The organism is Bacillus crepusculi, assembly GCF_014764715.1.
In the GTDB taxonomy this organism is placed as follows: Bacteria; Bacillota; Bacilli; order Bacillales; family Bacillaceae; genus Bacillus.
On record NZ_JACXXE010000001.1, the window covers coordinates 402,567 to 417,617 of the forward strand.

Consider the following 15,051-nt stretch of genomic DNA (forward strand, 5'->3'; position numbering starts at 1 on the left):
TTCTTCAGGTTCATCATCTCTTTCTTACCTTCCACCCTCGAACATGCTAAAATAAAGTCCATACAAAGTGATAACGGAATGCAGAAAGGGAGCCAAAAACTCATGACCGATTATACAGCTATGAAAGACGGAATATTCAAATCAGTTTGTTCGTTAGATTGCCCGGATCAGTGCGGTCTTTTAATACATAAAGAAAACGGAAAGATCGTGAAAGTCCAAGGAGATCCAGACCATCCTGTGACACAAGGAAACATTTGCAACAAAGTACGGAATGTCACAGCCCGTTTATATGATGAAAAACGGCTGACCACTCCTTTAAAACGTGTTGGCAGAAAAGGCGATGGTCAATTTGCACCCATCACGTGGAAGGAAGCCATTGAAACCATTCGGCAAAAATGGACAAAGCTGATCGAAGAAAAAGGCGCGGAAAGCATTTTACCTTACAGCTTCTATGGAAACATGGGCAATCTAAATGCAGAGGGAATGGACCGCCGCTTTTTCTATCGTCTCGGTTCAAGTCAGTTAGACCGAACCATCTGTCAGTCGGCAGGAACGACTGGCTATAAATACACAATGGGTGGAAGCATCGGGACAGACCCAGAGGACACCATTCATACAAAACTATTTATCTTTTGGGGCATCAATGCCGTGTCGACCAATATGCACCAAATCACCCTGGCACAAAAAGCGCGAAAGCAAGGAGCAAAGATGATTGTCATTGATGTTCACAAAAACCAAACCGGCCGGATGGCTGATTGGTTCATCCCGCTTCGGCCTGGCACTGACAGTGCGCTTGCCCTCGGCATCATGCATGTCCTTTTTGAAGAGGATCTTACAGATGCTTCATTTTTAGAGACTTACACGGTCGGTCATAAAGAGCTGCGCGAGCATGTGAAGCAGTATGATCCAGAAACCGTTGAGCATATCACAGGTGTCCCTAAAGACGACATCATCACACTTGCAAGAATGTACGCAGAGACATCACCGTCTCTGATTCGTATTGGCAATGGTTTACAGCATCATGATAATGGCGGAATGAGTATTCGAACCATCGCCTGCCTCCCTGCCCTGACTGGTCAATGGCTGCACAAGGGCGGCGGCGCGATGAAATCAAACTCTTCTTTTCTCAGCTATAATGAAACAGCTCTTCAGCGGCCTGATCTATTAAAGGAACGCACGCCTAGAACATTTAATATGAATCAGCTAGGCAGTGTGCTGACGAATGCAGAGCCTTCCGTAGATTCACTCTTCGTCTACTCTTGCAACCCTGCTGTCGTCACACCTGAAGCAAATAAAGTAAGAGAAGGTTTGCTGAGAGAGGACTTATTTACAGTTGTTCATGACTTGTTCCTGACAGAAACAGCCACATATGCAGACATTGTCCTGCCGGCGACATCTGCCTTTGAAAACGAGGATTTCTATACATCATACTGGCATCATTATATTCAAATTCAAGAGCCTGTCATTGAACGCTATGGAGAAAGCAAATCAAACACAGAAGTTTTTCGCCTTTTGGCTCATGCGATGGGCTTTGAAGATGACGCCTTTCGCGAGACAGATGCGGAACTCATGGAACAAGCCCTTCATCACCCTGAAAACCCGCATTATGAGAACATTTCATACAAAGCATTAAAGGAAAAGAAATGGATTAAAGCAAAACGAGGACCTTTCCAGGACTTAAAGCTCTCTACACCAAGCGGAAAAATTGAGCTTTATTCAAAGCAAATGAAAAAAGACGGGTATCCAGCGCTTCCAACCTATGTGCCCCTTTATCAGGAAAGTGATTATCCGCTTATCTTTATACCGGGGCCAAACCATAATTTTCTTAATTCCACCTTCTCACTTCATGAAAAGCATCAAAAGCTTGAGAAATGTCCGAAGCTTCACATGAATGAACAAGATGCAAAGGAAAGAAAGATTGAAGATGGTGACATGGTGCGTGTCCTAAATGACCGTGGAGAATGTGAGCTTGTCGTTTCGGTCGGTCACAATGTGTTACCAGGCGTTGTGGTCAGTCAAGGATTATGGGCAGATCAAAAAGGCAAAAAGCATTTGGTCAATGGCCTAACACCTGATCGTTTAGCAGATATGGGCGGCGGCGCCACATTCTTTTCTGGAAGAGTCGAGGTTGAAAAGAGAGCATAGAAAGAGGAAAAAGCCAGCAGTGAAATTGAGACTGCCGGCTTTTTTTATCATCTTTTTTAACGTCCAATAAACAATTGATTGGTCATCACATTCGCACTTCCGTTGCTGCGATAGCCTTCTACAGTTAATGCCGTTTCATACATTTTCCCCATTGGCATCCCTAGGCTTTCCCATTTTCTAAAATGCTGACTGACAGACACAGTCCCGCTTGTACGTTTTGTTTGACGTACACTCCAATATTGCTTGAAGGTCGCAATCCCAATAATGGAAGGCTGGTTGACACGGGTTGTTTCATAAATGTCATATGTCCCCCCGTCTACCGTAAATGTTCCTTTATGTGTTCCTGTTGGACGATATGTGCCCCATGAATCAACAATGTAGTATTCAGCTAGTGGAGATTGTGTCCAGCCATAGACACATAAATAGGAATTCCCGCCTGGGTTAAAGCTTGCGTTGTAATTGATGGAGATGTTGCCAAGCTGATGATGGGTTTGTGTGGAATCAAACTTCTTTCCTTTTCGAAACAAAGCATTTCCGATATTGTTCCATTGCGCGCTAAATGCCCCGCCGTTATTGAGTGTCATCGATGTGTTTCCGTAGTCCTTCCATAATTCATAATCGTACCCGCTATGGTTCCCCATTTGATTATTGGTAATAGTCATTGCATGAACTGGTACAGCAGTCAGTGTCAGCGTGAGTCCAATGCACATCACAATCAATAGCCTGAGTCTTTTTAAATTCATTCTTTATTCCTCCCTTTTTCATCAATATTATTGTGTCATCTCTCAGATGAAACGACCCCATCACCTCCTTTCATGTAGCGGCTGTCTTGCTAGGTGGAACGATACTGCTTTAAACCGGCATGTATGTCTCTTGTTTTTGTATAAATGCTTTGATACAAACAGAATAGATGAGCATAGATATCAACATGCTGCTGATGCGGCTCATATACGCCGGCTCGGTGAATAAACTGATCAGCGCATGCTTCAAGCGATGAATGCCATCCTGAGCCAACCGCTGCAAGCATGGCAGCACCTAAAGCGGGTCCTTGTTCATGTTCTAACTGAATGACCTTTGTCTGAAAAATGTCCGCTTGCATTTGAAGCCATGTTTGACTTCTCGCACCGCCGCCAATGGACACAATAGAATCTATTCTTTTACCTGCCTGACGGAATAAAGCGATGGATTCATTTAACGAAAAGGTGATCCCCTCCAGCACAGCTCTGACCATATGCGCCCTTTTATGCCTGCTGTCTAATCCAATGAAGCTTCCGCGGATGATAGAATCCGCATAAGGCGTTCTTTCCCCCACTAAATAAGGGGTAAAGAGCAATCCATTCGCTCCTGGCGCTACATCCGCTACACCTTCTAAAAGCGTCTGGAACGATTCCTCCGGAGCCAGTAAGGATTTTGTCCAATCAAGACTATATCCAGCTGACAGAGTGACACCCATTGTATAAAAAGCGTCTTTTTTTGCATGATGAAACAAATGCAAGTTTCCTTGCAGCTCTCTTGCCTGGTCCTCTTCGTAGGAAAGAATGACACCTGAGGTGCCAATACTGCATAACGTGTCACCGGATGACAAAATACCAGCACCAATTGCCCCGCAAGCATTATCTGCTCCCCCTGCAAAGACTTTCACACCTTCTTTGATCCCAGTCTCACGTGCAATATGCGGCAAAAGTGTACCAACCTCTGCATCTGATGAGACAAGCGGCGGACAAATATGAGGAGGTATATCAAACGCCTGACAAATCTCCTCACTCCACGTTTGTTCTCCGATATCCAACAGTAAAGTGCCAGCTGCATCAGAATAATCAATATGAATGGCACCGGTTAATCGAAATCTGACATAATCTTTCGGGAGTAAAAACATGTCTATTTGTTGATCAATCTCTCGTTCATGTTCTTTGACCCATAATAATTTAGGCAGTGTGAACCCTTCTAACGCATGATTTTTAGTGATCTTTTGCAGCCGATCCCCTAGCTTTTTTGTGATACGTATACATTGCTCTGTCGTTCTTGTGTCATTCCACAAGATTGCAGGGCGGAGCACCTCACGGGATTCATCCAATAAAACAAGACCATGCATCTGTCCTGAAAAGCTGATGCCTTCTACTTGCTTTGAATGAACAGGCTGCCTTTCCATTAATTCTTTCATCGCGGCTATTGTCTGCTCTACCCAATCCTCAGGATGCTGCTCGCAATAGCCAGGTTTGTCTTGAATGAGCCGGTAAGGCTTAGCGGCTTCGCCGCACACCTTTCCACTCGCATCTACTAATATCGCTTTGACTCCGCTCGTTCCAAGATCAATTCCCATTACATATTTCATGTTTTCACTCCTTCAAAACAAGTCCGCCCATTCCATTTAATCTTCTAACAAGTATTGATTCAATCGGGCTTTTAGCTGTTCCTCTCTCCCCGATTCGTTTCGGATCAATGGATGCTTCAACGCATATTCTTCTAATGTATGAAAGTTTGCTTTCCCTTCTGAAATGTCGCGTCCAATTCCTTCAGCAAAGCTGCGGTACCTGTGCTTGATCACATCTTCAAATACACGGTCTTCGATGAGTCTATGAGCCACCCGCAGCCCTTTTGCGAACGCATCCATTCCCGCAATATGAGCATACAAAATATCTTCAAGCTGAAAGGAGGCTCTTCTGACTTTTGCATCAAAATTGAGACCACCAGTTCCTAGTCCGCCATTTTGCAAAATTTCATACATGGCAAGGGTTGTGGCATATAAATCGGTTGGAAATTCATCTGTATCCCACCCAAGAAGCGAATTTCCTTGATTCGCATCAACTGAACCGAGGAGTCCATGAATTCTTGCGACACGTAATTCATGCTCAAACGTATGACCAGCGAGCGTCGCATGATTGGCCTCGATATTTAATTTAAAATGTGAATCTAATCCGTATTGCTTTAAAAAGGCGATAGATGTCGCTGCATCTGTGTCGTATTGGTGGGTTGTCGGCTCCTTTGGCTTTGGCTCAATTAAAAATTGACCGGTGTACCCAATTTCTTTTGCATAATCGACAGCCATGTGCAAAAAGGTCGCCATGTGGTCAAGCTCCCTTTTCATATCTGTATTGAGCAGTGTGTCGTAACCTTCTCGTCCTCCCCAGAAAACGTAATTTTCTGCGCCGAGTTCTTTCGCTGTTTCAATTCCTTTCTTAACCTGTGCGGCCGCATAGGCAAATACATCTGCATGACAAGATGTCGCAGCACCGTGTACAAATCTAGGATGCTTGAACATGTTAGCTGTGTTCCACAGAAGCTTCACTCCGCTTTGCTGCATATAATCTTTCATTCTTTCTAAAATGATGTCTAATTGTTGGTTTGTCTCTTGCAGCGTGTCTCCCTCTGGTGCAATATCACGGTCATGGAATGAAAAATATGGAACATCCAATAGGTCAAAAAGCTGAAAAGCCACTTCTAATCTAGCTTTCGCCAAATCCATTCCACTATAGGAATCCCAGGCTCTTTGCATGGTGCCAGTTCCAAACATGTCTGTTCCATCAGCAGTTAAAGTGTGCCAATAAGCGACTGAGAAACGCAGGTGTTCTTTCATTGTTTTTTTGCCAATCATTTCGTTCGGATCATAATATTTAAAAGCAAGTGGATTTTTTGATTGCTTTCCTTCATATTGAATTTTGCCGATTCCCTCTAAGCTGTGTAAGGATTTTATATTTGAGTTGACCATACTTGATTCCTCCTATTAATACGCTTTGTAAGTTGATTCAACAAACTAACGAATCATCTGTCATCAAATGTCTTTGAATTTTCCATATTTTTTAGTTTTTTAGAAATATTTTCGTTATAATAAAGTTGAAATCATCATTCTCATAGAATACATTCATAAAAAAGTACCTGTTTTCAACTTAATCTAAAGACGAAACAAATGGAGTGGATAACGTGGATATCGCTGATCAGAACTTTGTGAAAAAGATAAATCAAAAGCTATTACTAAAAGAAATCCTCCAACATGCGCCAATTTCTAGAGCGAAATTATCTGAACGCACTGGTTTAAATAAATCGACTGTTTCTTCCCAAGTAAGTACGTTAATGAAAGAACACCTCGTCTATGAAATCGGTCAAGGTGAATCTAGCGGCGGGAGAAGACCTGTTTTACTCATGTTTAATAAACGTGCTGGCTACTCGATCGGTATTGATGTCGGCGTTGATTATGTTCATGGCATTTTAACCGACCTTGAAGGCTCCATTCTTTATGAAGAGCAGATCAAGCTTCCATCTAGCTCTCCTGATGTGACGATACGCATATTAATTGAATTGATTCAGCAATTGATCACGCAAATCCCTTCTTCTCCATACGGGCTTATTGGGATTGGCATTTGTATACCTGGGCTAGTCGATGAGCATGAACAAATCGTGTTTACCCCTCATTCAAAATGGAAAAATGTTGACCTGAAAACAACGCTCCAACATACCTTTCAAGTGCCGGTCTTCATCGAGAATGAAGCAAATGCTGGTGCATGTGGCGAAAAAATCTTTGGTTCTGCTAAACACTATGACCACCTGATATATGCAAGTATCGGCACTGGAATTGGGATTGGGATCATCATTAATCATCATTTATATAGAGGTGCTTTCGGCTTTTCTGGTGAGATGGGACACATGACGATCGACTTTAATGGGCCAACATGCAGCTGCGGAAACCGCGGATGCTGGGAGCTGTATGCTTCTGAAAAAGCATTGTTTCAGTCACTTCAAACAGATGACCAGCACGTATCCTATCAAGACATTGAACAGCTGGTGAAGTTAAATGATATGAAGACGCTTAATGCCTTGCGTAACTTTGGTTTCTACCTTGGCGTGGGTCTCACAAACGTCCTGCATACCTTTAACCCGCAAGCCGTGATTTTACGAAACAAGGTCATTGAATCACAGCCAACGGTTCTAAGTGTTATTCAAGATGAGGTCTCCTCGAGAATGGATGCACAATTTAGCTCTCGGGTTGAACTGCTTTCATCATCACTAGGACACAATGCACCGGCATTAGGGATGACCTCTCTTGTCACTGAAGCTTTCCTGCATAATGTCACCCTTTCACAATGACTGATTAAAAGAGACAGCTTTGACAGAGTTGTCTTTTTTACTCCTCTTTTTCCTCATAGCGAAAATAGTGAAAATCAGCAGGCAGACGCTCGCCGCTTGTATCTTGGCACTGCATGCCGACAAATGCCCCAGTAAAGAATCCCCCGCCTCGAATGAAATCATCGGATAAATGGATTGATTCAAACGGCACATCAATTTCTTCCCACTTTTGCTGATCAAAAGAATAAGAATACGTGTAAGTTTCTCGCTGCACAGTCACTTTTAAATACACATACGTGACCCCATCTGGAATGACAATTTTTTTGGTCAACGGCTGAGAAAAGGTAAGGTTTTGACAGACAGATAATTCAAGAATGCGGCCAAGGTCCTCATCATATGTCACCTGAAGCGCTGTCCAGTTTTCGGTATTATAATAGTTCACAAGACCAGCGGCTTGCTGAAAGTTTTCTGGAAAGAATGAAACCGCTGTCTCTGCTTCAAAATAAAAACTTTGCCAGCGCCTTGCAACAAACGCTTGAGTAAATTTAGATGTAAGAGACTCCTGACCGTATAGCCTTAAATGATCAGGTTTCTCCGTCAATGAACCAATCTGATCGGTAAAAGGGATTCTTAATGTTTGAAAGTGTCTATTTAACACAGGTTCTTTAAATTCATCGACTGTATGGTGCGTTGGAGCGAAGACCTTTTCGCTTATGGCTGGCGCTTCAACCTCCAGTGATCCTTCTTTTCCTCCTACAACATAAGGCCAGCCATCTTTCCATTCGAGCTTTTGAATCGCTGTTTCTCTTCCTAAAGGACACCAGCCTCTTTGTTGAAAAATATATTCCTTACTTGATTGAATCGGACGCCCCGTGAGATGAGCCAAATACCATTCATTGGTATGTGTTTGGACAATTGAGGCATGCCCGCATTTTTGAAGTGGATGGCTAGGCGCATGGAACGCACTTAAAATCGGGTTATCAGGATGAACCTCATAAGGCCCTTCAATGTGAGTGGACCGGGCAATCGTGGCTGCATGCTCGTAGCGAGTACCCCCTTCTGCTGTTAATAAATAATAGTAATCACCAATGTGATAAAGATGCGGAGCCTCTGTCAATTTAATAGGAGTACCTTTAAAAATGACCTTCCGCTGACCGATCAGTTTTTTTTCAGTCACACTGTATTCCTGCAATGCAATTCCTGCAAAGGAATGATGCTTTTCCCTATGATCCCACAGCATATTTAAGACGTATTTCTTCCCGCTTTGATCATGGAATAAAGACGGATCAAATCCAGAGCTATTGAGCCGAATGGGTTCGCTCCACTCGCCATCGACTTCGCTCGCCGTGACCAAATAATTATGACCATCCTTAAATGGACCATCCACTACCTTAATATCTGAATAAATGAGCCAAAACTGGCCATCCGCATAGCTTAAGCACGGCGCCCATACCCCGCCGGAATCGGGATTTCCTTTCATGTCAAGTTGAGATGTTTTTTGTAAAGGGCGCGCAACGAGCCGCCAATGGACGAGATCCTTCGAATGATAAATTTGGACCCCTGGAAACCACTCGAATGTAGAGACCGCAATGTAATAATCGTCTTCTACACGGCAAATACTCGGGTCGGGGTTAAACCCTTTTAGCACTGGGTTGGTCATCTTCACCTGAATTCCCTCCTCTTACATTTTAAAATCGTCAATATGATCGACATACACCTGATCCCTGTTTTCAAGCTCCCTCACGACCTTTTGATGTTTTTCTTCATCTAGGTTATAAAAATTAATATCAATCATCGCTAAAATAAGTAAGCATACAGGAATGACCGTTGTCGTGATTAAAATGCCTAGCAATGCATCTGGTGTTTGTATTTGGTTCGCTACATAGCCAAAGCGATCGAGTACAAGCCCTGGAACAATACCGCCTAATGCCATACCAAATTTAAAGAAGAATCCAATCACTGCATAAATCAGTCCGCCCATCCTTTTCCCTGTTTTATATTCGCCATATTCAACGGTTTCCGGAATGAGCGCCCACATGTAAGCACCTGCTGTAATACTTCCAGCAGCAGCGACGAGCCTGAAAACGAGAATGAGAACTATTTGACTCGGCGGTATCACAAGTAGAGCAAGAAGACCTACGATATTCAGAAGTAATGAATAATTCAGCAGCTTTTTCTTTCCTAACACCTTGTGTAACCGCGGAATAAACGGGAGGACCATTAAAGCTGGCAGACTGCCAATGAGACCGTACCACTTCACTAAATCTTCTCTGCCAAGGTTATATGTCACATAATAGATTCCCACCGAGTTGCTAATCGAGTTCACACCAAAAATAATGATAAAGAAAATACTTAACACAACAAGCGGACGATTCACTCGTAACTGGACAAAGATATCGCTGAATTTAATTTTTTCCTCAGGCTTTTGAAGCGTGACGCGTTCATTCGTGCTTTTAAAACAGAAAATCAGCAGTGCACCACCAAGAACGCCGAGAAATGCCATCGTCATCTGCCAGCCGAGTGCTGTATTTCCTGTTGTATCGCCTAAAAAAGTGGCAAGAAAAGGTACAAAAAAAGCAACAACCAAACCGCCGAGATTTGCAAAAACCATACGAACAGACGTAATGCTGACAACCTCTTGGTTATTTCTTGTCATTGCTGATGTTAAAGCCCCATAAGGAACATTGATGAATGTGTATGTAAGCGATAAACCGACATACGTGATGTAGGCATAAATGAGTTTACCCATAGCGGAAAAGTCAGGTGTCGTAAAGCAAAGGATGGCGAGTACCACAAAGGGAAACGCACCGAATAACAAATAAGGTCTAAACCGGCCAAAACGGCTGTTCGTTCGATCAACCATTGCGCCAATAAAAGGATCTGCAAGCGCATCGATGGCGCGAACAACCAAAAACATCGTCCCTGCTGCTGCCGCTGATAAACCATATACATCTGTATAAAAAAATAATAGATACGTAGAGACCGTTGCATAAATTAAATTACATGCGAAATCTCCTGAAGCATATCCCACTTTCTCAGACATACGAATCTTCTTTAAATTTTCACTAACCATGAGCTTTCTCCCTTCTTCACTTAGCCTCTTCTAACGAACAGATGGTGCAGGGCAGCAGCAATCAATACATAAAATATAAAGCGCTTTCAATTTTGTTATAAAAATGTAGCTGAACCTCTCAATCTTTCAGCTTAGCCCACATACACAGTCAATCATTTGAATGATGGAATCATCCCCTCTATGATCGGATCAATAATTGAACATCATCTTAGTTTATTGACTAAACAAACTAAGATGAATTCATTTTATAAAATCTGATCTGACTTTTCAATATTTTTTGAAAAAATAATCCAAATAATCGATATCTTGTCATTTTTTCTTTTATATAAGGACCCCTCTCTACTAAAAATGTCACAACATCAGAGAGAAATCATTTAATGGTTGCATTCACACGCATCTCGTGCTATATTAATCAAGCGATGAGCTGAATTGTGTAAGTCGGGTAACACGTCTCTTTGAGACACACACGAATGTGGCGTGTGGTTATTCCGCCTCAATACGCAAAAGACATCTTCTGTTGAAGATGTCTTTTTTCTTATCCTATTTTCGTCCCATTTTCAACCGGCTCATCTGTAGAAAGCAAGACAACGTCTTCTTTCGACGGCATGCCTCCTAAGACAAGCACCTCTGATTTGAATCCTGCAATTCTTCTTGGCGGGAAATTAACGACGGCTACGATTTGTTTGCCGATGAGATTCTCAGCCGTATAACGCTTTGTCAGCTGAGCACTGGATTGCTTTAGCCCAATATCGTCACCAAAATCTATCTTTAGTTTCAGTGCAGGTACTCTGGCTTCTGCAAAAAATGCTGCTTCAATGATGGTCCCGACACGAATATCTAACGCCAAAAACTGTTCAATATCTGCCATATGAATCTCTCTCCTTTTCATTTAAAGATACATGCACTCAATTCCTCATCTGCTAGATGGCGACTAATCTCTTGTTGATTTCTCTATTGTAGCACATCCAATTTGCCAGGTAATCGAGTTCAAAAAGTTGATGTAGCGGCAATATCACCCTTTAGTTTACATAATCAATTTATTGTAGTCTATTAAATGTTTGCATCTTGAAAATGAATTCTGTAAAATGGCAAATAATCCTACTGCTTCCTCTCGAATATTTCAGGGAGGGTTAACACTTGTTTACATTATCAGATATGTGGACGTTTTGCTGGTCGTTTTTCGTCATTCTTCCTATCGTTGCCATCCTGCATCAGCTAGGCCATATTATGGTCGCATGGATGTTTGGCGCAAAGGTTTCCTTTGCTCTTGGCAGAGGCAAAAAAGTATTGAAAGTAGGCGTCGTTGAAATTAGACGAATCTATTTTCTAGATGCATTTTGCCATTATGAAGAAATGAGGAAAAATAACCGATTGTCGCACATTCTTGTCTACTTAGGCGGATCATTATGCAACCTGCTCAGTGTTCTCATACTGAATACGATGATCGCCAATGATTTCCTGCCAGAACATCAATTTTTCTATCAATTTGCTTACTTCTCAGTCTACTATGTATTTTTTGCGCTGCTGCCAGTACAGTATGCAGATCATCATCCGAGTGACGGGCAAGCGATTGTGAACATCATTCGGCACGGTGAACCATGTGACATCATTGACTAAGATGAATGACTTTCACTGTGAATATCGTAATGAATTGTTAAAAAAGGAATACCGAAAAGCTTCATTTGATGAAACGCTGTGAGACTTTTTTCTGTCTCTGGTTTCATATGAAAGCTTTCTTCCATTGGCAGTTTCATGGTGATAAAAGGCGTATGCAAATACAATCCTTCATCACCGGTACTGCCTTTTGGACATGTGCTTTTTAATAGAAAGTCTTCCTGCTCATTAACAGGTTTTAAAATGGCGGTAAGCTGTGAATACGGAAGCGGCAGCGCAATATTCATATAACCCGCATCTGCATCGTGATGATGAGCATAAAGCGCAAAAAAGACTTGCTCGCCCTTCTCATTGTGACGAATCCACGCACGCACATTCTCTCTTTCTTCCTTAGGGTGTTGAAATCGACACAGACTCCCCTTCATTTGATATGGAATCCGGGATACCCCCAAATACAGCTGACCTATTTTTTTAAAAGCTGGTTGAAGTAAAAAGACAAACGGTCTCACCCACCAATGAAAACATACCGCTGCTTTTAACGTAAATGCCATGGGATTTTCATAAAATCTGCGAATTACCGGTGACACCCTTTCAGCTGAAAACGACTCTCCATTTAATTCTTCAAGTGAATCTACTAAACCGACCTTCTCCTGATCAAGCATTCTTTCATTTTGAAAAGAGATCAAATGAAAGCGGCCGTGTACCCTCGAAATCGGAAAATGATTACTTTTTAATCGATCAGCTGGCCTTTCGATCAGCCACCCTATCAGACCTGGTAAAATAACAAAACATGCGTTGATACTGCCATGAAACCAAATCATTTGATCAATACTGATGTAGGTCACGCGCATGAGCATACCAGCGGAATAAAGAAGAGATAATACGATCGTTCCCATTAACACGCAGCTAGAAAACACAACCAGCCCTTTAGCCACAGTTGATCGAAATCTTGTTTTCATACACAGGATGCCATACAGATAGAGTGCGATCACATAAAGGATGACGCTGAACGTATCAAACAGACGGGAGAAGCTAATCCCAGCAGCAATCATCACAGGAGACAGCAACATCACCCACCCGCCCGCTTTGTATAAAACCGTCTCTGTTTTCCGCTGTCTCCCTAATAACCCATAAAAAATCGGGATGAAAAAAGCGGAGTAATGAAAATGAATAGCAGTCAAAAGAACAATAAGTGGTGAAAATGTCATCACTTGTATATCTGCTGTGTACAGCCAAAACCAAAGTCCGCCTAAAGCGATATATATAAACGCACCATCTATCATCAGCTCATGCAGTGGAAAGGTTCCTCTTTTCAACAAACGAGCGAAGCCAAATAACGCCAGTATGATGGTATAAAAAAGCCATCCCGCTGCAAGCCAAGCAGAATGATAGATGAATGCACCCGTTGCACAAAGAGCAGCAACTGGAAAGGCTTTCATGATAAAGCCGATCAGTACCTCCTGCTGCCGCTTTTTCTCTTCCTGATCGAAAAAGTGTATTACAGCGGGAAGAAAAAACAAAATCGCCAGAAGAACAAAGAACTCTGCTATCGGACCTGTCATCAAACGGATAGCGAGAAAAAAAGACATGAAGATGAGGCTTGATGCCAAATGCCATTTATTCATCATGAGACACCCTTTCATGAAACCGGCCCTTATAGGTAAAAAGAGTTCCAAAGAGGCGATTTTTCACATGCACATGAATGGTATACTCACCTGTTTGCTCGTCGTAGCCCTCCGTGACATCTGATACACCATAAAGCCATGAAGGCAACGGCCACTCTCCTCCTAACATCAAAAACTTCTGCCGGCCGGATTGAATATGTAAGAAGCCTTGCTTTGTTACTGTAAAATGAAGCTCTGACATAAGAAGCCTAGGCTTCCCAAAATAGTCTAGTACTTGATGACTTTTCTCGTCAATGATCATATCTGCATCAAAGTGTCGTTCCTTCTTTGGGAAATAAAACGTACGAAACCAGTGCATTCCTTCCTCTCCCTTACTTGTCATAAAGGGCTCATTAACAATTCGAAAGGGAATGTTTTTCCCTCTCTCATGGAAAAAACAGCGAAACAATGGACCTATTCTAAACATAAATCGAATGAGCCTCGTCCCGCCGCCTATTTCCTCCATGATGCCTTCAGCAGTAAACGCGCGGTTGTACCGCTCTTTTAGTTTCGGATGCAGCTTATCGTAATCTTTTACTTGATGACGATGAACGACCATGCCTTCCTCCCCTTTTTCGTTTGATCGAAAATACATCTACACAATCTTTTAAATTCATCATTCCTGCAATGGACAAGATGAAAAATGCACTCAACACAAGTGGCTCATGAAGGGTCATTTCTGGAGATAGGATCCTTATACAAAGCATGATGAGAAGAAAAATACTTTGCAGCATGAAGACATATTTCTTTGATCGCTTGGGAACGAGCCATGAAACGCCTAAAAGACCATAAAACAATCGAAACCAGGGGCTATGATCAAAAGCAGAATGTGAAAAAGGAATGATCGCTTGGCATAGCCAGACGATAGCAAACAGTAAACAAATCCCGTAATGAGCAAGAGTTCTCTCTAGTAACAACCGGGGGTGTGTTCCCTTTTCGATCCACGTCTTTAATGCACCAAAACTAAAGGCGGTCATAAAGCCCATCATTGGCCGAAAAAAGAACCGGTCTGCCCATTTCCACCCTTGTCCTTCTTTCGTTTCATAATCAAATTGAGTTTGAAACACAATGTGATCGTTCGTTTTCATGTACTTCCAATAGCCGCCGCCTTCTTTAATGAAAGATAAGGGATGTGACGATTGGAATTTGAGCGACGATACTCTTTCATTGCGCTCATCCATTGTTCTTGTGCGATACGCTCCTGTCCCTGTCACACTTATGCCGAATCCAAGATGTTTTTCATACAAAAAGGATTGAGGCTGTTCGTCTCTAGGTCCATTTAATGAAATGGTTGAAAATCGCAAATCCCACTGTTCATGCAGCTTTGGATTTTGCGTATATTCCCATACTTTCTCTATAGGTGCATGAATGGTTGTTTCCACATAAACAGGCTTTCTTTTCATCTGCCTCTACTCCTCTATGTGAATTATTTCACATAACAAGCATATCATGTTTCACAAAACTGTCAATTCTTTATTGATTTTTTGTTTCAAAAGA

Annotated in this window: 12 protein-coding genes; 3 read left to right on the plus strand and 9 right to left on the minus strand. The window is 42.3% G+C overall.

From position 1 onward, the window contains the following. Positions 1-102 precede the first annotated feature (102 nt). Complete coding sequence (locus tag IEE86_RS01945; RefSeq protein ID WP_191095696.1) at positions 103-2,145, plus strand: molybdopterin oxidoreductase family protein; 2,043 nt, start codon at positions 103-105, stop codon at positions 2,143-2,145. Between the two features lie 56 nt (positions 2,146-2,201). Here the strand turns inward: IEE86_RS01945 and IEE86_RS01950 are convergent, their stop codons facing one another. The 3 genes from IEE86_RS01950 to xylA form a co-directional block, all read right to left on the minus strand. Beyond that, entirely contained in the window at positions 2,202-2,888 is a 687-nt protein-coding gene (locus IEE86_RS01950) for a glycoside hydrolase family 11 protein (protein WP_191095697.1), read from the minus strand. An 89-nt stretch (positions 2,889-2,977) separates the two neighbouring features. Then, entirely contained in the window at positions 2,978-4,477 is a 1,500-nt protein-coding gene (xylB, locus tag IEE86_RS01955; RefSeq protein ID WP_191095698.1) for a xylulokinase, read from the minus strand. Positions 4,478-4,513: 36 nt separating this feature from the next. Further along, complete coding sequence (gene xylA / locus IEE86_RS01960) at positions 4,514-5,851, minus strand: xylose isomerase (RefSeq protein ID WP_191095699.1); 1,338 nt, start codon at positions 5,849-5,851, stop codon at positions 4,514-4,516. A 212-nt stretch (positions 5,852-6,063) separates the two neighbouring features. Here xylA and xylR point away from each other — a divergent pair, with 212 nt between their 5' ends. Continuing rightward, positions 6,064-7,224: a transcriptional repressor XylR gene (gene xylR, locus IEE86_RS01965; RefSeq protein ID WP_191095700.1), complete on the plus strand. Its 1,161-nt coding sequence runs from the start codon at positions 6,064-6,066 to the stop codon at positions 7,222-7,224. Between the two features lie 37 nt (positions 7,225-7,261). Here xylR and IEE86_RS01970 read toward each other — a convergent pair whose 3' ends face one another. From IEE86_RS01970 to csaA, 3 genes are all read right to left on the minus strand, one after another. Continuing rightward, complete coding sequence (locus IEE86_RS01970) at positions 7,262-8,869, minus strand: glycoside hydrolase family 43 protein (RefSeq protein ID WP_191095701.1); 1,608 nt, start codon at positions 8,867-8,869, stop codon at positions 7,262-7,264. A 15-nt stretch (positions 8,870-8,884) separates the two neighbouring features. Further along, entirely contained in the window at positions 8,885-10,276 is a 1,392-nt protein-coding gene (locus IEE86_RS01975) for an MFS transporter (protein WP_191095702.1), read from the minus strand. Between the two features lie 535 nt (positions 10,277-10,811). Further along, positions 10,812-11,144 (minus strand): chaperone CsaA, encoded by a 333-nt coding sequence (gene csaA, locus IEE86_RS01980; protein ID WP_191095703.1) that lies wholly within the window; start codon positions 11,142-11,144, stop codon positions 10,812-10,814. A gap of 269 nt (positions 11,145-11,413) precedes the next feature. Here csaA and IEE86_RS01985 point away from each other — a divergent pair, with 269 nt between their 5' ends. After that, complete coding sequence (locus IEE86_RS01985; RefSeq protein ID WP_191095704.1) at positions 11,414-11,893, plus strand: hypothetical protein; 480 nt, start codon at positions 11,414-11,416, stop codon at positions 11,891-11,893. Here the strand turns inward: IEE86_RS01985 and IEE86_RS01990 are convergent. The 3 genes from IEE86_RS01990 to IEE86_RS02000 are packed head-to-tail and all read right to left on the minus strand — an operon-like array spanning position 11,890 to position 14,957. Further along, on the minus strand, positions 11,890-13,515 hold the full coding sequence (locus IEE86_RS01990) for a YndJ family protein (RefSeq protein WP_191095705.1): 1,626 nt from the start codon (positions 13,513-13,515) through the stop codon (positions 11,890-11,892). The genes IEE86_RS01985 and IEE86_RS01990 overlap by 4 nt on opposite strands. After that, positions 13,508-14,113 carry a DUF4166 domain-containing protein gene (locus tag IEE86_RS01995; protein ID WP_191095706.1) on the minus strand — a complete coding sequence of 202 codons (606 nt, stop codon included), beginning with the start codon at positions 14,111-14,113 and terminating at the stop codon, positions 13,508-13,510. Before IEE86_RS01995 ends, IEE86_RS01990 begins: the two co-directional genes overlap by 8 nt. After that, positions 14,076-14,957 carry a hypothetical protein gene (locus IEE86_RS02000; protein ID WP_191095707.1) on the minus strand — a complete coding sequence of 294 codons (882 nt, stop codon included), beginning with the start codon at positions 14,955-14,957 and terminating at the stop codon, positions 14,076-14,078. The genes IEE86_RS01995 and IEE86_RS02000 overlap by 38 nt, the downstream gene beginning before the upstream one ends. Between the last annotated feature and the right edge of the window lie 94 nt (positions 14,958-15,051).